An 18,333-nucleotide genomic window follows, 5' to 3' on the forward strand; every position below is an offset into this window, starting at 1 on the left:
ACGATGGCGGTATGTTGTGGTTTTCAGCCGCTACCGCCGAACCCGCCATGTACCTGCCGTCCGCCTTTCGCGAAGACTCGCTCGAAGTCCAGCACGATTTCATCCGCGCCCATCCGCTGGGCGTGCTCACGACCAGCGGGGAGGGCGGGCTGATGGCGAACCACATTCCCTGTCTGCTGTATCCGGAAGGACCGCAGGGCTTATTGCGCCTGCATGTGGCCCGCGCCAACCCGCAGCTTGCCGACCTTGCTTCGGGCCGCGAATGCTTGGTCGTATTCCACGGGCCGCAGGCTTACGTCACGCCGTCGTGGTACCCGACCAAGGCCGAGACGCACAAGGTCGTGCCTACCTGGAACTTCGTTGCCGTGCACGTCTGGGGCGCGCCGGTGATTCAGGATGATCCGGCCTGGCTGCGCGCCCAGTTGGATGCGCTGACCGCCAGCCAGGAGAAAGCGCGCGCGCAGCCTTGGCGCGTGGCCGACGCGCCGGCGGATTTCATCGCGGCCCAGATGCGCGCCATCGTCGGCGTGGAGATTCCCATTGCGCGCATCGAAGGCAAATGGAAGGTCAGCCAGAACCGAACGGTTGCCGATAGGCGCGGCGTGGCCGAAGGCCTGGCCGGCGAAAACGGCGATGCCGTCATGGCTGGGCTGGTTGCCCGCCGCGGCGGGCTGGAGTAACGCGCCCCAGCGCGAAACAGGCGATGGCGGCGGCCTGCAGGCTGGCCGCCGCCGCCAGGAACCAGAGCAGTGGCTGCCCGGCCTGTTCGGACCATGCCCGCAGCATGCCGAACGACGCGGGCGCGAAGGCGTAGGCGCCTTGCGACATGGCGACAATCAGCGGGACCACGCGTTGCGTGTCTTCGCGGGCGAACTCAGTCTGCGCGATCAATGGCGGCAGCGAGGTCGCGTTCCCTATGCCTGATCCGAACAGCAGTACGCCCAGCCAGATGGCCCAGGCGTGCTCTGCGGCCAGCATCAGAACCAATGAACCGGCGATCTGGATGGCGTAGGCCAGGCAGGCCACTTTGCGCCGGTCGGTGCCGGCAGGCATCAGCCAACCGACGAGCGTGCGCCCGCCGATGGCCGCGGCCGTAGCCAGGCCCATTGCCAGGCCTGCGGTCTGTGCGCCCAGCAGCGGCGCCAGCAGGGACAGCAGATGCGCGATCAGGCCGATCTGGGCGAACAGGCCCAGCGCCATGCCGGCGGCCAGGGTGAGAAAGGCGCGGTTGCGCCACAGGCCCGCCAGCGGCGCGGGCGAGGCGATGCCTGCCGTGGCCGCCGGCGCTTGCGCTGCAGCGCAAGCGCCATCAGGCTCCTGGCCCAGCTGTTGCGGCGTCAGGGCAAACACCTTGCGCGACAGCACGGCGATCACGGCCACCATCGCCGTGCCTACCCACAAGGCCGCCTGGGCAAATCCTGCCTGGCCGATCAGGTAAACCCATAAGGGCGAAAAGACGATGCCGCCGACGCTGGCGCCGTTGTAGGCCATGCCCAGCGCGGCGGGGCGGCGGCGGACGAACCAGGGTGAGATCAGCGCATTGACGGCGGCGGCACCCAGCGTCACCCAGCCCATGCCCGAGAGCAGCGCCGCCGCATAGAGCTGCCAGGGCTGTGCGGCCGCGGCCCAGCCGCTCACGCCGAACGCGAGCAGCACGGCGCCGCCCAGCGTGACCGCCGGCACCCCGCAACGCCGGTACAGCCGCGGCAGGTTGGCGACCACCAGGGTGCCGCAAAGAAAGTGCAGCGTGACGGCGCCGGATACCAGGGCCACGCCCCACCCGGTACGCTGCGTCACGGCATGCAGGAACACGGGCGGGCCGTAGAAGCCGACGCCCCAGCCGAAGATCGCCAGCACGAAGGTGGCGTAAAGCACTGTCCAGCCAAAGAATTTCCGGGATGCGCGCATGGGTGTCCGGGCAGGCCGGCCGCTGTCTTGTTGCGTTGAGTCGCAGTATGCTTGACTCTGCACACAACACTTTGGTCTGTGACGAATCATGGAATCCGAGTTCGCCGACATCAATCTTTCCGCCGTGGCTGGCGCCATCGCCGATCCGGCCCGGGCGCGCATGCTGTGCGTGCTGCTGGACGGCCGCGCCCGCACCGCGACCGAACTGGCGGCCGCCGCCGACATCGGCGCCTCCACCGCCAGCAGCCATTTCCTGCGACTGCGGGAACAAGGGCTGGTGGAAATGGCCGTGCAGGGCAAGCACCGCTACTACCGCCTGGCCAATGGCGAGGTTGGACATGCGCTGGAGGCCTTGCTGGTGGTGGCCGGCGCGGAGCGCGTGCCGTTCAAACCCAGCACGCCCTCGGCGCTGCGCGAGGCGCGTACCTGTTATGACCACATGGCGGGCACCCTGGCCGTACGCATCCATGACGCGATGCTGTCGCGCCAATGGCTGACGGCGGACGGGCGCGATTACCTGCTGACGCCTTTGGGCGAGGCGGCCCTGGCGCAGATAGGCGTGGACGTGATGCAGGCGCGCCAACGCCGGCGGCGTTTCGCCTGCTCCTGCCTGGACTGGAGCGAGCGTCGCTCGCATCTGGGCGGCGCCTTGGGCGCGGCGCTGCTGGAGGCGCTGACGCGCCGCGACTGGATCAGCAAGGACTTGGATTCGCGCGCGTTGAGCGTGACGAAGAAGGGCGAAAAGCAGTTTCCCGCCTTCTTCGGGCCAGCGGATGAGCAGCCCGCCGCGAGCGCTGCGCGCCGGGACCGGAATGTCGCCGCATGAGCCTGCAATAAGGTGTGCATATGCAACAGATCTAGGGAAATCCCCGTGAACCCGGGTGGGGACGGGTTGCGGCAGCGCCCCGCGTTGCGCCGCAAGCCGCGTCAACCCTGGACATGCGGCGCGCGGATGGGCCGCGCGTAGCGTTCCTGGGAAACGGGGACGTACCTATCGCGATGCAACAGTGTTTCTATTTTCTGCCATCGTTACAAAACATATCCGAACTGTCATAGTCAAGCGGGGTATGCTGGATCGCACAAAGAGGGCATCCGAAGTGCATCAGAACAACTTGATCTACAAGGGATACCGGCTGACGGCCAAAGTGTCCCGGGGCGCAGACGCCGAGGTTCAGGCGCAATCCAGCGGCCCCGTATTCATAGCGTCGGTGATGGTGGTCCAGGCAGGCGCCGTGCTCGAAGGCGGCGACGAATATCCGGTTCCGCGTTTTGCCGAGGGTGGTTTTGTCTACAGTCCGCGTGAAGCGGTGCATGCAGCGATCCTGCACGGCCGCGAAATCGTCGACGGCCTGACCAACCTGCCAGCCTGACGCCGTCCTAGCCGGAAAAGACTTCCCGCCAATCGCGCGTCTTGGCCAGCGTCTGCACGGTCGCGGACTGTTCCAGGATGGTCACGGCCTTCTTGAATTCCTCGGCCGAGGCGCCGTCCTCCAGGATGACCATGCGCGAGTTGCGCGCGTCCGCCATTTTCACGTCCGACATCTTGCCGTGGGTCTGGTAGACCTGCGTCCAGTCCATTTTCTTGCCGGCCTTCAGGGCGATCGGTTCGATGTACGTCAACGCGGTGCTGCTGGCGGCGCGTACCGCGAAGGCGAAATCGGCCGTGTGGCCGCTGCTGCCCTTGGCGCGCGCGCCCTTGACCATGCGGTTCACGCCCACGCCCGCCGCCAGCGCCCGCCCGACCTGGGCGCGAAAGCGCAACTGGCTGAACTTCGGCATCCATTTGGCGCACTGGAACGACAGCGCCATCGCCAGCTTGACCGCGTCCCACAGCGCTTCCTGCAGCTGCTCGTTGGGACCGCTGGCGACGATGGCGCCGTCGCGGTCGAAGTGCGCCAGGCTGACGCCCGGGGTTTCATTCAGGATGTCGATGCGCTTGGCCGCCAGGTCGATGCCGTAGCTGGACGCGTGCATCGCGGTCTCACAGGCGTCGGTCAGGTAGAACGTGGACTCGTCGGGATGCGCGATGAAGAAGGCCGCGTGCTGCCCGTCCAGGCCCAGTGTCATGGGCGATATGGCGCGGATGGCGTGCTCGCCCGCCGGCAGGACGGTCCAGCCGGAGGCTTCCAGGAAAGTGCTCATAGGATCAGTTCGATTTGGCGGCCTTTGAGGGGATGCGCGAATCCGCCGGTGAGCGTCAGGTTCGCCCGCGGCAGGAAGTACTGCATCAGCGCGCCGATATTCTGCAGGGCGGGCACGATGGGCTCGGCATAACCTTCGCCATCATCCACCCAGATGTGTTCATGGCTGCGGTCCGCAAGCGGCTTGCGGTACTGAGGCCGGCCTTCGCCCACCAGGCTGGTGTGGAAGGAGTCGTCGGTGTCCACGCCGAACACGCGGTGCGGGCCTACGAAGAGGCTGGCGCAGAACGCTTCGGCCAGGAAAATCGTGGCCTGGCCGTGCACGGCCGTGCGCGCGCCGCGATAGGTGGCGCGGAAGATCACGTCTTCGCGCACTTCGCCCTTGACCCGGCAGGCACAGGCGAATTCCATCCATTGGAGATTGCTGGCGGCGGGCTTGGGCACCCAGGCGATCGGTTTTACGGTTTCCTTGGGTTCGGCAAGAATCTCTTGCACCTCATCAACGGTGATTAGCGGTTCGAACTTGTTGGCCATGGAACTGATCTAGGGTCTTGGAAATGCGCGCGCCGGGCAGCGCGCCTGGCAAGCGCCGCGCGGCGGCGGGCGCACGCGCAACACTGCGAGGGGGCGTAATCTTACAAGATGAAGACTGCGCCGCCCTTTTTGCTGTATGGATGTACAGCCCAAGGGCGGCGCGTCGCGGCTATAGCGAGCTGGCGCCGAACGTGTCGCACTGCTTGATGCTGCCGCTCTCCAGACCGCGCTTGAACCAGCGCACGCGCTGGGCCGAGGAGCCATGGGTGAAGGAATCGGGCACCACATAGCCCTGGCTCTGCTTCTGCAGGCGGTCGTCGCCGATCGCGGTGGCGGCGGTCAGGGCCTCTTCCACGTCGCCGCTTTCCAGGATGTTGCGGGCCGCGTTGGCGCGCTGCGCCCACAAGCCGGCGAAGCAGTCGGCCTGCAGTTCCATGCGCACCGACAATGCATTGGCCTGCGCAGGATTGCGGCGGCGCAGGTTGTCCACCTGGTCGGAGATGCCCAGCAGATGCTGGACGTGGTGGCCGACTTCATGCGCGATGACATAGGCTTGGGCGAAATCGCCCGGCGCCTTGAAGCGGTTCTGCAATTCGTCGAAGAACGCCAGGTCGATGTACACCTTGCTGTCGCCCGGGCAGTAGAACGGCCCCATGGCCGACTGTCCGGTGCCGCAGGCCGTGGGCGTGGCGCCGCGGAACAGCACCAGCTTGGGCGCCACGTATTGGCGGTTCAGGTCCTTCTGGAAAATGGCGCTCCAGGTGTCTTCGGTTTCGCCCAGGACCTTGGAGACGAACACTGCCTGTTTGTCGTTGGCGGGCGGACGCGTGGCGGGCCCCTGCTGTTGCTGCACGGGCGGGCCTTCGGCCATCTGCAGGACCACGCTGGGGTCCACGCCGAAATACATGGCGACCAGGGCCAGCACGATCGTGCCTATGCCGATGGTGCCGCGGCCGCCGATGCGTGGGCCGCTGGAACGGCGGTCTTCCACATTGTCGCTTTCGCGCGAGTCATCAAGGCGCATACTGTTTCTCCGGGCGGGTCGGCGTTCCCGCCATTTTGCATCGCCGCTCTGTACTGAGCGGCCTTCAAGAGTGTTAGGATAAACCCATGGCCTTGTATTTCGATATTCATCCCGCGAATCCGCAACCGCGCCTGCTGAAGCAGGCGGCCCAATGGCTGGCCGATGGCGGGCTGGTCGCAGTGCCTACCGATTCGAGCTATGCCGTGGTCGCGCGGCTGGACGACAAGAACGCCGCTGACGGACTGCGCCGCCTGCGTGGCCTGGATGAACGCCATCATCTCACGCTGCTGTGCCGCGACCTGGCTGAAATCGGCCACTTCGCGCGCGTCGACAACCGCCAGTACCGGTTGCTGAAGGCCGCGACGCCGGGACCCTGGACCTTCATCCTCGAAGCGACCAAGGAAGTGCCGCGGCGCGTGTCGCATCCGTCGCGCAAGACCATCGGCATCCGTGTGCCGGACCATCCCGTCATGCTGGGCCTGCTGGAGCAGGTGGGGGCGCCCTTGCTGTCCACCACGCTCATCCCCAAGGACGAGACCGAAGCGTTGAACGACGCGGAAGAAATCCGCGAACGCTACGAACACTCCCTGGCGGCCATCATCGACGCGGGCGCTTGCCCGCAATCGCCCACCACCGTGATAGACCTCACCGGCGACGAGCCTGTGGTCGTGCGTGTCGGACGCGGCGATCCTGCCACCCTCGGTCTTGCCTAGCGCGCCCGCCGCGCCGACCTGCACGCCGGCATGCGCCGGCGCGCGGCTCATCTACAATCCGGTTCGCCATGAATGACATCATCCAAACCATTGCGGTCTACGCGATACCGGTCATCTTCGCCATCACCTTGCACGAAGCCGCGCACGGCTACGTCGCGCGGATGTTCGGCGATCCCACGGCCTATCAGGCCGGACGCATCAGCCTGAACCCTGCGCGGCATATCGATCCCGTCGGCACGCTGCTGGTGCCGGTGGCGATCCTGCTGGCCTCCAAGCTTTTGGGTAGTCCGGGCATGCTGTTCGGCTGGGCCAAGCCTGTGCCGGTGGATTTCGGCCGCTTGCGCCGGCCCAAGCAGGACATGCTGTGGGTGGCGCTGGCGGGGCCTGCCGCCAACCTGTTCATGGCGGTCCTGTGGGCGTTTTCGCTGCGCATCTTCCTGGAGTCCGGCCTGCAGGAATCGTTCTGGTTCGAGATGGCCGTGGCCGGCGTGAACGTCAACCTCGTGCTCATGGCCCTGAATCTGCTGCCCATCCTGCCGCTGGACGGGGGACGCATCCTTTTCAGCCTGCTGCCCAATCGCCTGGCCTGGCAATACTCGAAAATCGAGCCTTATGGCCTGGTGATCGTCGTCATCCTGCTGGTGACGGATGTGCTCTGGCTATTGATGCGGCCGGTACTCTCTCTGGGGACGACCATCGTCCAGTGGTTTCTGTAGGATTTCAGCCAATATCCGTTAAACTCATCGGTTTCATTGATTCTGGCCCCGGGGCATCCCGCCGCGGGGTTTTGGAGCCCTACATTTATGGCATCCCCTGCAACCGCCGCAGGCGTTAATTTCCAAGGCAGCATGGTGGCTCTGGTCACTCCCATGCAGCCCGACGGCAGTCTGGACTACGCGGCCTACCGGTCGCTGATCGACTGGCATATCCAGGAAGGAACCGACGCACTGGTGGTGGTCGGCACCACCGGGGAGTCGCCCACGGTCTCCATGGAAGAACATGCGGAGCTGATCCGCGTCGCGGTCGAACACGCTGCGGGCCGCATTCCGGTCATCGCCGGCGTGGGCGCCAACTCCACCGACGAAGCCATCCACCTGACGCGCCACGCCAAGGCCGTGGGTGCGCAGGCCGGCCTGTCGGTCGTTCCCTATTACAACAAGCCCTCGCAAGAGGGTTTGTACCGTCACTTCCGCACCATCGCGGAAGCCGTCGATCTGCCCACCATCCTGTATAACGTGCCGGGCCGTACCGTTGCCGACATGAGCAACGAAACGGTCCTGCGCCTGGCGCAGGTGCCGGGCATCATCGGCATCAAGGACGCCACGGGCGACATCGCCCGCGGCGGCCTGCTGCTGCGCGAAGCGCCGGCCAGCTTCCAGGTCTTCAGCGGCGATGACCCCACCGCCGCCGCCCTGATCCTGCTGGGTGCGCGCGGCAATATTTCCGTTACGGCCAACGTGGCGCCCAAGCTCATGCGCGAGCTCTGTGCCGCCGCCCTGGCCGGCAATGTGCCCAAGGTGCGTGAACTTAACGCGCACCTGGCGCGTCTGAACAAGGCTTTGTTCGTTGAAGCCAACCCCATCCCCGTGAAGTGGGCGTTGGCCGAAATGGGCCGCAGCGCACTGGGTTACCGGCTGCCGCTGGTTGAACTGGGATCGCAGCACCACGCAACCGTGCGTGCCGCGCTCCAGGAAACGGGCCTGCTCTAAATATCGTGAGGATACGTATGAACAAACGTCATGCCGGTTTGTCGGCATTGATGTCTCTGGTGTTGTTGGCCGGCTGCAGCGAGGTCAATCAATTCCTGGGCAATGAAGAGTCCGTCAATTACAAGAGCGCAGTCACCCAGCGTGGAGAGCCCCTCAGCATCCCGCCCGACCTGACCCAGGCCAACAGCGATCCGCGCTATCGCGCGCCGGCTTCGGGCTCGACCACCTATTCGCAGTTCCAGCAGCAGGGCCAGGCGCAAGCCACCCAGCCCAAGACGAGCAACGTGTTGCCCGGCCGCCAGGACATGCGCGTCGAGCGCGACGGCGACCTGCGTTGGCTGGTGGTGGACCGTCCGCCGGAAGACGTGTTCCCGCGACTGGTGGACTTCTGGACCGAAAACGGCTTTACCGTCGCCAGCAACAATCCTGGCGCTGGCTTGATCGAAACCGACTGGGCTGAAAACCGGGCCAAGATTCCCGAAAGCTGGCTGCGTCAGGCGCTGGGCATGATTCTCGAATCGGCCTGGGACAGCGGCGAACGCGAGAAATTCCGTACCCGTGTCGAACGCGTCAATGGCCATACCGAGGTCTATGTCAGCCACCGCCAGATGCTTGAAAAGCGCGTGGGCAGCGACGGCATGCAGGTGCAGTGGCAGAACGGCAAGGAAGATCCGGGCCTGAACGCCGCCATGCTGGCCCGCATGATGGTCTACCTGGGTTCCGACGTCGACAACGCCCGCAAGCTGGTGCAGCAGGCCGAGGCCGCGCCGCAGAAGCCTGCCGTGCAGCAGGACGTCCGCGCACAGGGCGCCTCGCTGCTCGTCAGCGAATCGTTCGACCGCGCATGGCGCCGTGTTGGCGTGGCGCTGGACGGCGGCGGCTTCGCCGTGGACGACCGCGATCGCTCCGCTGGCGACTACTTCGTCCGCTATGTCGATACCGACACGGGCGAGAAGATCGACCAGCCGGGCTTCTTCAGCCGCATGTTCTCGGGCGACAAGAAGGCCGAGGCGCCGCAGTACCGTATCCACCTGGCTGCCAACGGCGACCAGACCGTGGTGACCGTGCTGGATGCCAATGGCGCGCGCGACAACAGCGCCACCGCCCAGCGTCTGCTGAGCGTGCTGAAGGACAAGATGTAAGACCAGACGGTTCTGCGCTCACGCGCAGCACCGCGCAAGAGAGGCCCCTGCGGGGGCCTCTTTTTTTGTTGGGCGCTTTGAAGATCTTGCGAGCCGGCAGGAAGGGCGAGCTTCCCGCCGCGAAGGCTTGCGGTTGCTGCGCCTTGCGCATATGCCCTCTGGACGCAAAAAAGCCCCGGCTGCAGCAGCCAGGGCTTTTTCTTGCGTCCTCAGAGCGGGGGTTCGTCGCTGAGTTTTTATTAGGACGCGGGGGTGGTCGAGCCGCCCGGGGTGGTCGAACCGCCACCCGGCGTGGTGTTGGGCGTAGGCGCCGGAGCCGGCGAAGTGGCCGGGGGCGTCGTGGTGGGGGCAGGCGTGCTTGCGCCCGGAGCGGGGTTGGTCGCGGGCGCCGGGGCATCTTCCTTCTTGTTGCAGGCGCTCAGCGCGACGGCCAGCACCGAGGCAATAATCAAGGTTTTGCTCATCATTTTTAGACTCCTGTAGATGACGACTCTTGAAACCCCATTAGGGGAAACCAGAGGTCAGGCTACAGGAACACGCGGGCGCAACGCGTATGAAAGTTAAAAAGGTCGCATCCTAACGGCAACAAACCTTTCAGCTTCGTGTTATCTCTTTCTTGATGTGTCCCGCGTATCAGACCTGATTTCCTTCTGTACAGGACTGATACGGGGCCGTGTCGGGATGCTACGCCGCGACGTAGCGGATCCAGCCGGAATCCAGCCAATCCGCCAGGCAGGAGCGGGCTTCGTCGCTCAACCGAGCGCAGGATGGGTCTGAGCAATCCAGGCTGCGCGCATCCGCCAGCGTGCGCAGGGCGGCGTCGGCGGGCACCATGGCGGTTTCGCCATTGATGAAGAGCTGCTTGCCGCGATAGAGCATGCGGCTGCGGCGGTCCAGCACCAGCCGGCCTGCGGTGGGCCAGTCTTCTTCCAGATCCACGTCCATGCCTTCGGGCGCGTCGAACACGCTGAGATTGCTGGGCTCGGTCAGCCAGCAGCCCAGGAAGCGCGAGGCCAGCGCATCGTCGAAGCGCAGCTTTTCCACGGTTTCCAGCGTGGCGGCCACCAGCGCGTCCGGCAGCGCGGCGGGGGTGTCGACCGCGGGCTGGCCGGGATCGCGATAGACGGCCGACAGCTTCGGGCCGGGCAGGGCGGGCTCGCCATAGGGGCCGCCCAAGAGGCCGACGCGCGCCATGACCTGATCCGCGGCCGCTTCGAGCAGCCCGCGCGCCAGCGTCGCCTGCGTGGGTGCGCGAAAACCGATGGAAATCGTCATGCAGCCGTCGCCCACGGCGACGCCGTCGTGGGCCGCCTGCGGCGGCAGGTAGAGCATGTCGCCAGGCGTCAGCACGGCCGTCTCTTCGGGCTCGAAACGGCTCAGGATCTTCAGCGGCAGGCCCGGTTCCAGCGACAGGTCCTTCTGGCGGCCATAGCGCCATTCACGCTCGCCCGCCGCTTGCAGCAGGAACACGTCGTAGCTGTCGAAATGCGGACCCACGCCGCCGCCATGGCTGGCGATGCTGATCATCACGTCGTCCAGGCGCGCATCGGGGATGAAGCGGAACAACTGCATCAGTTCGGACGCGGCATCGCTGTGCAGGTCCACGCTTTGCACCAGCAAGGTCCAGTCGCCTTCATTGTCCTTGGGCAGGCGCGCGAAGGGGCCGTTCTCCATCTGCCATTCGCCGTTCTCGCGCCAGATCAGGCGCGATTCCACATCGTCGCGGCGCGCCAGCTTCTTGATGGCGGCGATCGTGACCGGCGGCTTGAAGCCGGGAATGGCCTGGCGGATCAAGAGAGGCTTGCGCTGCCAGTAGCGGCGCATGAAGTCGTTGGGGCTCTGGTTGCCCAGCAGGGCCAAGGGATGGTCGAGGTTCATTGCAGGTGCTTCTTCAGGCGGTAGAGGGCGTCCAGCGCTTCGCGCGGGGTCAGGCTGTCGGGGTCGATGGCGGCGAGTTCCTCGCGCAGGGCGTCCAGGGCCTCGAGGTCGTCGGAACGGTCGGCTTCCGCATAGGCCTGGGCGTCGGCGTCAGCCGCGGCCGCGAACAGGCCGAGCTGCGGCGTGGGGGCGCCTTGCGCCTCCAGGCGTTCCAGTTCGCGCGAGGCTTGGCGGATCACGGCGGCGGGCACGCCCGCGCGCTGCGCCACCTGGATCCCGTAGCTGCGGCTGGCGGGGCCTTCGCGCACTTCGTGCAGGAACACGATGCCGCCGGCCGATTCCGCCGCGGCCAGGTGCACGTTGGCCGAGGCCGGCTGTTCCGCGGGGAGGCGGGTCAGCTCGAAATAGTGGGTGGCGAACAGCGTCAGCGCGCGGTTGTGGGCAAGCAGGCGGCAGGCGATGGCCCAGGCCAGCGCCAGGCCGTCATAGGTGGACGTACCGCGGCCGATTTCGTCCATCAGCACCAGGCTGTTGGGCGTGCTGGCCGACAGGATGGCGGCCGCCTCGGTCATTTCCATCATGAAGGTCGAGCGGCCGCCCGCCAGATCGTCGGCCGCTCCGATACGGGTGAAGATGCGGTCGATCTTGCCGATGCGGGCGCGCGAAGCGGGCACGAAACTGCCGATGCGCGCCAGCAGCACGATCAGCGCCACCTGCCGCATATAGGTCGATTTACCGCCCATGTTCGGACCGGTGATCAGCAGCATCCGACGCGCCGGCTCCAACCGGCAGCCGTTGGGCGTGAAGCGCTCGATGGCGTGTTCCACCACCGGGTGGCGGCCGGCATCGATGTCGATGTCGGCCTGCTCAGACAGTTCGGGCGCGATCCAGTCGTGGCGGCGCGCGTGATCGGCCAGCGCGGCCAGCGCGTCCAGTTCGGCCAACGCGGCGGCGCAGTCCGACAGCGGCCGCACGTGTTCGGCCAGCACATCGAGCAATTGCTCGAACAACCATTTTTCCCGAGCCAGCGAACGGTCCTGGGCGGACAGCACCTTGTCTTCCCAGGTCTTGAGTTCAGGCGTGATGTAGCGTTCGGCGTTCTTCAGCGTCTGGCGGCGGCGGTAATCCTCCGGCACCTTGGCGGTCTGGCCCTTGGTGACTTCGATGTAGAAGCCATGCACGCGGTTGAACTCCACGCGCAGGTTGCTGATGCCGGTGCGTTCGCGTTCGCGGGCTTCCAGCTGCACCAGGAAGTCGCCGCCGTCGGCCGCGAGGCCGCGCAGTTCGTCCAGTTCAGCGTCGAAGCCCGCCGCCAGCACGCCGCCGTCGCGGATGGCGACAGCGGGTTCGGCGGCAATGGCGCGCACCAGCAGGGCGGCCAGGGCCGGGTCCACCGACAGGTGCGAGACCAGTTCGCCCAGCCGCGGCGAATCCGCCATCGGCTCGACCTGGTCGCGCAGCGCCGGCAGGGCCTGCAGCGCGTCCCGCAGGCTGGCCAGTTCGCGCGGGCGCACCGAACGCAATGCCAGGCGGGCGGCGATGCGTTCGATGTCCGGGAAGGCGTTCAATGCGCTGCGCAAGGACTCCAGCAGCCCGGCCGAACCGAAGCCGGCCGCGCCGAAGGTCTGTTCCATGTCCATGCGGCCCGCCAGCAGCGCCGAGATGGCTTGCTGGCGCGCCAGCGCCTGTTCGTTCTCGCGTAGCGGATGGTGCAGCCAGCGGCGCAGCAGCCGGCTGCCCATGGGCGTGCGGCAGCCGTCCAGCAGCGAGAACAGCGTCGGCGAATCTTCGCCCGACAGCGTCTGCGTCAGCTCCAGGTTGCGGCGCGTGACCGGATCCAGCAGCACGTACTGCCCGGGGCGTTCCGCCGACAGGCTCTGCACGTGGGCCAGGGCCTGCGACTGGGTGCGTGCCGCGTAGCGCAGCAGCGCGCCCGCGGCGCAAATGCCGGCCGGCATGTCTTCGATGTCGAAGCCCGCCAGCGTATCGGTCTTGAAGTGCGCCAGCAGATGGGCGCGGGCGCTGTCGGCTTCGAAGTGCCAGTCGGGCACGCGGGCCCGCGCGCCTTCGAAGGGGAAGTCGAACTCTGCGCTGTCGGCGCAGACGATCTCGGCCGGCGCAATGCGGTGCAGCTCGGATTCCAGCTGCGCCGGCGCGCATTCGGTCACGCGGAATTCGCCGCTGGCCAGGTTCAGCCAGGCCAGCCCGGCGCGCGGCGCGCGCGCGGTGCCGCCCACGAACACGGCGGCCAGCGCGCGGTCCGCCTTGGCCGGCAGCAGCGCGTCGTCGGTCAGCGTGCCGGGCGTGACGATGCGCACGATGCGGCGCTCGACCGGACCCTTGGAGGTCGCCGGATCGCCGATCTGCTCGCAGATGGCGATGGACTCGCCCATGGCGACCAGCCGCGCCAGGTACTGCTCCATGGCATGCACTGGCAGCCCGGCCATCGGGATCGGCGTGCCGTTGGAAGAGCCGCGCTTGGTCAGCGTCAGGTTCAGCAGACGCGCGCCGCGCTCCGCGTCTTCGTAGAACATTTCATAGAAGTCCCCCATGCGGTAGAAGAGCAGCAAGGGACCGGCCTCCGCTTTCAGGCGGAGGTACTGCTGCATCATGGGGGTATGGCCCGGGTGGGCGTCGGCGGCGGTGTTTTGCGTTGCGGAATTCATGCCCGTGATTGTATCGGGCGCGTGAGGCGGATGAGAAACCAGAGTGTCGGATTTCTTCTCGGTTTCCTCGTGACACTGCGCACCCACGCAGAACCGACGGGACAGGCGGCGGCTGCCTGCGCCCGGAACGCTATTCCTCTTTTCTTGGTATCCGACGTAGCAATGCTTCCATTTCGGCCTTCATGTCCTGTCTATGTTGCTTAAGGCTGTGCTGGCCTTCTGGCGTCAGGACCCAAGCATTCCCTGCAAGGTAAGGGTCGTCCGGACTGACTGCAGCCAATCCGCCGGTGGCCATGAAACCCAGGAATTCAAATAGGTTTTCTTCAGCCAGCCCTGTAGGCGACCAATTGCCCCGGTGGTAATAGGTCTGTTCCTCGTCGACATAACCACACTCCACATAGCACTGGACAACGAACTCGGAGCAGAAATAGCCTTTACGGATGGTGCTCGCCCACGTCGGCTTCCGAGGCCTGCGCTTATCTTGTTTCCAATAGAAGAAATAATGCTTGCGTAGATTTAGATATTCGCGCAAGGGGACCAGGATGGCTCCCAAGAGGTTGTATCTAAGCCGGTATTCAACGCAGCGGCGGGCGAACTGGACGATCTTTTTCGACCGCTCCTCGTGCGCGCCGTGGCTGCGTGTGACGGCTATATAGCTGTAATCGGCGACAAACTGCTCCAGTGAGGTTTCGCGCATCCCGTTGCTTCGGGCATCCACTACGCTGCCGTTGCCTATATAGACTCCGCAGTGAACGTAAACACCGTCAGTGGTCTTCTGGATCAGTTCGGTACGCTTGTCCTGTTTGGATTGGCCGCAGAATAGTACGTCTCCCGCAAGAAGCCTCTCTCGAGTTAGCAATTCAGGCGCGTCACCCATCCAAAGCCCTTGGAACCGGCGATCGGTCGCTCTCTTCAACCTGTCCTGTTTCTTGCGTGTCCATCGATACATATGCGTTTTCATCTTTGTCTTTTAGCTGTGATGGATGGGGGGCGCGTTGCAGTCTTGGCGATGAGGAGAGCCGGGTTGGTAGTCGGTGAAGAATAATATTGCTCAGGGAAGCAAAGAGGTTTCCTGTGCCACCTCAAAAATCTAATGGAGAACCAAGCCGTGTCTACCCAGAAAGCCTCCGCGCTCAAGATTCCAGACGCCGTTCCCACCGGCGAAAGCCTTAGTTCAAAGAGTATCGACTGGCGCGAAGAGTTTCGTGCCGCGGCCGGTTTTCTCCGCGATCACTGGGCGTTGCTTGGTCTCACAGGCTTGGTGCTATCAGTCGTCGCCATGCACAGCTATTTGGTGCAAGAGGCAATTCCGCTGGGCATCGCATCACAGGAGATCATTACCAGCCTGCCGATGTTGTTCATTTTGGTCGTGATTGCGGTCGTGTCCCTGGGCGGCTCTATTATGCTGCCTACCGCTGTCATGGTCGGCCGCCACAAGGAGTTTTCGCAAAGTTTGCTGGATGAGGTTCTCCGGCAGGCGGGCGATGCCAAGGAGCGTCAGCGCGCGGCAAGGATGCGATTGCTGGCATGGTGGACATTTGGGCTCGTCACTCCCTCGGTTCTCGTCGTGCTTATCTTGCAATGGGACGGTTGGCAGTCCAACCCGATGGGCTATTTTGTCTTGCTCCCTTTGGCGACGCTGCTCTTCATGGGGAGCGTAGTGGTGGTGGTCAGTAGGACCGTGCCGGATACATGGCGTCAACACGTGCAGAAGCGATGGGGCGTCATTCTTTCCTGCGGATTTGCCCAGATGGTTGTCGTGGTGAGTCTGAGCGCCATCTTGGAAACTCGCTTTTTCAGTAGCGCTACCCCGAAGTTTTTCTTTTTGTTGCTGCTTGTGATGGTGCTGCTGGCCTTGGTGCAGGCGGCATTTGCGTGGATCGTGCGCGATCTTATCCAAGGACCTGGTGTGCTGATGCGCGCAATGGGAACTGCCGGCTTTGTTATGTTCACCGTGTGCATGTTGCCGCCGTTGAACCATTTTCTAGTTGGTTACGTCATGCAGAGTTCCGCGACGGGCGGAAGAGGCTGTACGGTCTTCACCTGGAAGGAAAAGGCTGATGTGTTGAAGGGCCTCAAACAGTATGGGCAAGGCCCGCAGAGCGTGCCATTGCGTGTTCCCATGGCGATTCCGGGCATTTACTTTGTGCGCCCCTGGGATGGCAGTTGGAGTACGGATATTGCGCTTGTCTCGGTGACCGACGTGGCCAAAGCCTCCAAATGCTCCCGATGACTGGGACGGCGTCCACCGTCCCAGTGCCGCGTGCCTCACTTGTTCATGATATTCCCCAACTTCTTGATTACCTCGCGCTCCGTCTCCGCGCTGGCGTGGGCGGCCTTGGTGTAGGCAGCCGTATCCATGTACTGCGGCGACACACCAGACTGGCGCAACAGGGCCAGGAAGGCTTCATCCTTGAGCGTGTCGCGGAAGGCGCCGTCGAGCTTGGCGATCACGGCCGGGTCCATGTCCTTGGGGCCGGCGATGCCGAAGGGCGAGGTGTGCACCACGGGATAGCCGGCTTCCTTCAGGGTGGGGACGTCCGGCAGGTCGGGGGAGCGCTTGTCGCCCAGCGACGCGAGGATGCGGACCTTGCCCGAGGCTACGTAGGGCAGGATGGTGCTGGCGCCGACCAGCACCTGGATGTGGCCGCCCAGCATGGCGGTCAGCGCGTCGGCGTCGCCCTTGTACGGCACGTGGGTCCATTTGGCCTGGGCGGCTTCGCCCAGTTGCACCATGGCGATGTGCTGGCTGCTGTAGGCGCCCGGCGTGCCGTAGGAGATCGTGTCGGGCTTGGACTTGGCGTAGGCGACCAGGTCGTCCAGCGTCTTCCAGGGCGAGTCCGCGGCGACCGCTACGTAATAGTTGTAGCCGGCGATCATCGAGATGTAGGTCAGGTCCTTGACCGGGTCGTAGCGCGTGCCGGTGATGTGCGGCATGCGGAAGATGCCGATGGGCACCATGGTGACGGTATAGCCGTCGGGTGCGGTGTTGAGCATCTGGGTCGCGCCCAGCGTGCCGTTGGCGCCGGTCTTGTTCTCGACCACCACGGTCTGGCCCAGGCGCTTGCCGGACTGCTCGGCCAGGGCGCGGCCGACCACGTCGGTGACGCCGCCGGCGGAGTACGGGATGATCAGGCGGATCGGATGGTTGGGAAAGTCCTGCGCCAGCGCGGGGGCGCTGCCTGCGCTTGCCAGGACCATCATGCCTGCTGCCAGGATCTTCTTCATGTCATTCCTCCTTTGTGTGCCGCCGGCTTGCCGGCCGTCTCCAGGTCTAGCGGGATGCCTGGTATTGAACGTCAATCGGTGATGCGCGCGCGGCTTGCGCCGAAGCCGATGCGCTGGAAACCCTCGCGGCTGCAATGGGCCGTCAGGGTGATTTCGTCTCCGGCCTCCAGGAACAGCCGGGTTTCGCCCGAGGGCAGGGTAATGGGTTGCGTGCCGCCGTGCGTCAGTTCGAGCAGGCTGCCGTGGCCGCTCTCGTCGGGCGTGGAGATGGTGCCCGAGCCCAGCAGGTCGCCCGGGCGCAGGTTGCAGCCGCCCAGCGTGTGCTGCGCGACCATCTGCGCGGGCGTCCAGTACAGGTGGCGCGCGTCGGATGCGGACAACTGCCGCGGCGCCTGCGCGCGTTCGCGCATGAGCGGCGTGGACAGCCATGCTTGCAGTGCGATCTCCAGCCCGCCCGTGGCAGCGTCCTCGGCGTTGCGCAGGTAGGGCAGCAGTTCGGGATCGGCGTCGCCGCGCGCCATTGCGGCGCGGCGGAACGGGGCCAGCGCCTCGCTGGTCACGATCCAGGGCGAAACCGTCGACGCGAAATTCTTGCCCTGGAAGGGGCCCAGCGGCTGGTATTCCCAGGCCTGGATATCGCGCGCGGACCAGTCATTCAGCAAGCCGTAGCCGGCCACGTGGCCAGCGGCGAGTTCCAGCGGCACCGGTTCTCCGAGCGCGTTGCCGGGACCGATCCAGATCGCCAACTCCAGTTCGAAGTCCAGTTGCGCCGAGGGCCGGAAGGCCGGGGTATCGACGCCGGCGGCGGTCCTGACCTGGCCGTGCGGCCGCCGCACGGGCGTGTCGGACGGGCAGATGGAGGATGCGCGGCCATGATAGGCGATGGGCACATGCCTGTAGTTCGGCATCAGCGGGTTGTTGGGGCGGAACAGTTTGCCCACATGGCTCGCGTGATGGATGCCGGCATAGAAATCGGTGTAGTCGCCCACGTCCGCGGGCAGCAGCAGTTCGCACTGCGCCTGGGGATGCAGCAGGCGCGCGCCCTGGACCTCGTGCCGCGCGCGGCCGGGGTTTGCGGCGTCCAGCAGGGCGAACAGCGCGTGCCGCACGGCCTTGCGGGTGGCGGCGGGCAAAGCCATCCAATCGTTGAGCCTGCGCGCCGACAGCGCCTGGCGCGTGGCCGGGTCCAGCCCTTCCAGCAGGCCCAGTTCCACGGCGGCCCGGACATCCAGCACCTGCTCGCCGATGGCGACGCCGATTCGTGGCGCGCCGCCATCGCGGCGGAACACGCCCATCGGCAGGTTCTGCACCGGAAAATCCGGATGGCCGTCTGCGCTGTCGACCCAGCTCTGGGCGGTGGGCGCGTGGGTGTGGTCCAGCATCTTGTACT

At 65.5% G+C, this 18,333-nt stretch carries 18 protein-coding genes; 8 read left to right on the forward strand and 10 right to left on the reverse strand.

What is annotated here, in order from left to right:
* Nucleotides 1–47 precede the first annotated feature (47 nt).
* Nucleotides 48–680, forward strand: a complete 633-nt coding sequence (locus IB268_RS25490) for an FMN-binding negative transcriptional regulator (RefSeq protein WP_192355018.1) — start codon at nucleotides 48–50, stop codon at nucleotides 678–680.
* Here IB268_RS25490 and IB268_RS25495 read toward each other — a convergent pair.
* Nucleotides 640–1,908 carry an MFS transporter gene (locus IB268_RS25495; RefSeq protein WP_192354992.1) on the reverse strand — a complete coding sequence of 423 codons (1,269 nt, stop codon included), beginning with the start codon at nucleotides 1,906–1,908 and terminating at the stop codon, nucleotides 640–642. The genes IB268_RS25490 and IB268_RS25495 overlap by 41 nt on opposite strands.
* Before the next feature lie 88 nt (nucleotides 1,909–1,996).
* On the opposite strand from IB268_RS25495, the gene IB268_RS25500 reads away from it, so the two are divergent.
* Complete coding sequence (locus tag IB268_RS25500; RefSeq protein WP_054453272.1) at nucleotides 1,997–2,734, forward strand: helix-turn-helix transcriptional regulator; 738 nt, start codon at nucleotides 1,997–1,999, stop codon at nucleotides 2,732–2,734.
* Nucleotides 2,735–3,005: 271 nt separating this feature from the next.
* On the forward strand, nucleotides 3,006–3,278 hold the full coding sequence (locus IB268_RS25505) for a hypothetical protein (RefSeq protein WP_054453716.1): 273 nt from the start codon (nucleotides 3,006–3,008) through the stop codon (nucleotides 3,276–3,278).
* Nucleotides 3,279–3,285: 7 nt separating this feature from the next.
* Here the strand turns inward: IB268_RS25505 and IB268_RS25510 are convergent, their stop codons facing one another.
* From IB268_RS25510 to IB268_RS25520, 3 genes are all read right to left on the reverse strand, one after another.
* Nucleotides 3,286–4,050: a DUF1828 domain-containing protein gene (locus IB268_RS25510; RefSeq protein ID WP_054453270.1), complete on the reverse strand. Its 765-nt coding sequence runs from the start codon at nucleotides 4,048–4,050 to the stop codon at nucleotides 3,286–3,288.
* On the reverse strand, nucleotides 4,047–4,583 hold the full coding sequence (locus IB268_RS25515) for a hypothetical protein (RefSeq protein ID WP_054453268.1): 537 nt from the start codon (nucleotides 4,581–4,583) through the stop codon (nucleotides 4,047–4,049). Before IB268_RS25515 ends, IB268_RS25510 begins: the two co-directional genes overlap by 4 nt.
* A 169-nt stretch (nucleotides 4,584–4,752) precedes the next feature.
* The gene (locus tag IB268_RS25520) at nucleotides 4,753–5,607 is read right to left on the reverse strand and encodes a neutral zinc metallopeptidase (RefSeq protein ID WP_054453266.1); all 855 of its coding nucleotides are present in this window, start codon (nucleotides 5,605–5,607) and stop codon (nucleotides 4,753–4,755) included.
* A gap of 86 nt (nucleotides 5,608–5,693) precedes the next feature.
* Here IB268_RS25520 and IB268_RS25525 point away from each other — a divergent pair, with 86 nt between their 5' ends.
* The 4 genes from IB268_RS25525 to bamC all read left to right on the forward strand — a co-directional run bounded on the left by IB268_RS25525 (nucleotide 5,694) and on the right by bamC (nucleotide 9,171).
* Nucleotides 5,694–6,320: an L-threonylcarbamoyladenylate synthase gene (locus IB268_RS25525; RefSeq protein WP_054453264.1), complete on the forward strand. Its 627-nt coding sequence runs from the start codon at nucleotides 5,694–5,696 to the stop codon at nucleotides 6,318–6,320.
* A 68-nt stretch (nucleotides 6,321–6,388) separates the two neighbouring features.
* Nucleotides 6,389–7,036 (forward strand): site-2 protease family protein, encoded by a 648-nt coding sequence (locus IB268_RS25530; RefSeq protein ID WP_054453262.1) that lies wholly within the window; start codon nucleotides 6,389–6,391, stop codon nucleotides 7,034–7,036.
* Between the two features lie 87 nt (nucleotides 7,037–7,123).
* Nucleotides 7,124–8,029, forward strand: a complete 906-nt coding sequence (gene dapA, locus IB268_RS25535) for a 4-hydroxy-tetrahydrodipicolinate synthase (RefSeq protein ID WP_054453260.1) — start codon at nucleotides 7,124–7,126, stop codon at nucleotides 8,027–8,029.
* Nucleotides 8,030–8,046: 17 nt separating this feature from the next.
* Nucleotides 8,047–9,171, forward strand: a complete 1,125-nt coding sequence (gene bamC / locus IB268_RS25540; RefSeq protein WP_054453258.1) for an outer membrane protein assembly factor BamC — start codon at nucleotides 8,047–8,049, stop codon at nucleotides 9,169–9,171.
* Nucleotides 9,172–9,410: 239 nt separating this feature from the next.
* Here bamC and IB268_RS25545 read toward each other — a convergent pair whose 3' ends face one another.
* The 4 genes from IB268_RS25545 to IB268_RS25560 all read right to left on the reverse strand — a co-directional run bounded on the left by IB268_RS25545 (nucleotide 9,411) and on the right by IB268_RS25560 (nucleotide 14,676).
* Nucleotides 9,411–9,638, reverse strand: a complete 228-nt coding sequence (locus IB268_RS25545; RefSeq protein ID WP_013395215.1) for a hypothetical protein — start codon at nucleotides 9,636–9,638, stop codon at nucleotides 9,411–9,413.
* A 217-nt stretch (nucleotides 9,639–9,855) separates the two neighbouring features.
* Complete coding sequence (locus tag IB268_RS25550) at nucleotides 9,856–11,049, reverse strand: cupin domain-containing protein (RefSeq protein WP_175161734.1); 1,194 nt, start codon at nucleotides 11,047–11,049, stop codon at nucleotides 9,856–9,858.
* Complete coding sequence (gene mutS / locus IB268_RS25555; RefSeq protein ID WP_225590524.1) at nucleotides 11,046–13,715, reverse strand: DNA mismatch repair protein MutS; 2,670 nt, start codon at nucleotides 13,713–13,715, stop codon at nucleotides 11,046–11,048. Before mutS ends, IB268_RS25550 begins: the two co-directional genes overlap by 4 nt.
* A gap of 130 nt (nucleotides 13,716–13,845) precedes the next feature.
* Complete coding sequence (locus tag IB268_RS25560; RefSeq protein ID WP_125471994.1) at nucleotides 13,846–14,676, reverse strand: YiiX/YebB-like N1pC/P60 family cysteine hydrolase; 831 nt, start codon at nucleotides 14,674–14,676, stop codon at nucleotides 13,846–13,848.
* Between the two features lie 147 nt (nucleotides 14,677–14,823).
* Between IB268_RS25560 and IB268_RS25565 the strand changes: the two genes are divergently transcribed.
* The gene (locus IB268_RS25565; protein ID WP_125471995.1) at nucleotides 14,824–15,948 is read left to right on the forward strand and encodes a hypothetical protein; all 1,125 of its coding nucleotides are present in this window, start codon (nucleotides 14,824–14,826) and stop codon (nucleotides 15,946–15,948) included.
* A 35-nt stretch (nucleotides 15,949–15,983) separates the two neighbouring features.
* Here the strand turns inward: IB268_RS25565 and IB268_RS25570 are convergent, their stop codons facing one another.
* Complete coding sequence (locus IB268_RS25570; protein WP_125471996.1) at nucleotides 15,984–16,943, reverse strand: tripartite tricarboxylate transporter substrate binding protein; 960 nt, start codon at nucleotides 16,941–16,943, stop codon at nucleotides 15,984–15,986.
* A 71-nt stretch (nucleotides 16,944–17,014) separates the two neighbouring features.
* A complete protein-coding gene (fahA, locus tag IB268_RS25575) occupies nucleotides 17,015–18,325 on the reverse strand; it encodes a fumarylacetoacetase (RefSeq protein ID WP_192353405.1) in 1,311 nt (436 codons plus the stop codon).
* Nucleotides 18,326–18,333 lie beyond the last annotated feature (8 nt).

Origin of the sequence: Achromobacter sp. ACM01, assembly GCF_014851745.1 — a bacterium.
Taxonomy (GTDB): domain Bacteria; phylum Pseudomonadota; class Gammaproteobacteria; order Burkholderiales; family Burkholderiaceae_B; genus Achromobacter; species Achromobacter aegrifaciens.

Bases quoted from the DNA above. Each gene is read 5' to 3' on its own strand.
- IB268_RS25490 (WP_192355018.1), top strand. From the start codon at position 48: ATGTACCTGCCGTCCGCCTTTCGCGAAGACTCGCTCGAAGTCCAGCAC.
- IB268_RS25495 (WP_192354992.1), bottom strand. From the start codon at position 1,908: ATGCGCGCATCCCGGAAATTCTTTGGCTGGACAGTGCTTTACGCCACC.
- IB268_RS25500 (WP_054453272.1), top strand. From the start codon at position 1,997: ATGGAATCCGAGTTCGCCGACATCAATCTTTCCGCCGTGGCTGGCGCC.
- IB268_RS25510 (WP_054453270.1), bottom strand. From the start codon at position 4,050: ATGAGCACTTTCCTGGAAGCCTCCGGCTGGACCGTCCTGCCGGCGGGC.
- IB268_RS25515 (WP_054453268.1), bottom strand. From the start codon at position 4,583: ATGGCCAACAAGTTCGAACCGCTAATCACCGTTGATGAGGTGCAAGAG.
- IB268_RS25520 (WP_054453266.1), bottom strand. From the start codon at position 5,607: ATGCGCCTTGATGACTCGCGCGAAAGCGACAATGTGGAAGACCGCCGT.
- IB268_RS25525 (WP_054453264.1), top strand. From the start codon at position 5,694: ATGGCCTTGTATTTCGATATTCATCCCGCGAATCCGCAACCGCGCCTG.
- IB268_RS25530 (WP_054453262.1), top strand. From the start codon at position 6,389: ATGAATGACATCATCCAAACCATTGCGGTCTACGCGATACCGGTCATC.
- dapA (WP_054453260.1), top strand. From the start codon at position 7,124: ATGGCATCCCCTGCAACCGCCGCAGGCGTTAATTTCCAAGGCAGCATG.
- bamC (WP_054453258.1), top strand. From the start codon at position 8,047: ATGAACAAACGTCATGCCGGTTTGTCGGCATTGATGTCTCTGGTGTTG.
- IB268_RS25545 (WP_013395215.1), bottom strand. From the start codon at position 9,638: ATGATGAGCAAAACCTTGATTATTGCCTCGGTGCTGGCCGTCGCGCTG.
- IB268_RS25550 (WP_175161734.1), bottom strand. From the start codon at position 11,049: ATGAACCTCGACCATCCCTTGGCCCTGCTGGGCAACCAGAGCCCCAAC.
- mutS (WP_225590524.1), bottom strand. From the start codon at position 13,715: ATGAATTCCGCAACGCAAAACACCGCCGCCGACGCCCACCCGGGCCAT.
- IB268_RS25560 (WP_125471994.1), bottom strand. From the start codon at position 14,676: ATGAAAACGCATATGTATCGATGGACACGCAAGAAACAGGACAGGTTG.
- IB268_RS25570 (WP_125471996.1), bottom strand. From the start codon at position 16,943: ATGAAGAAGATCCTGGCAGCAGGCATGATGGTCCTGGCAAGCGCAGGC.
- fahA (WP_192353405.1), bottom strand. From the start codon at position 18,325: ATGCTGGACCACACCCACGCGCCCACCGCCCAGAGCTGGGTCGACAGC.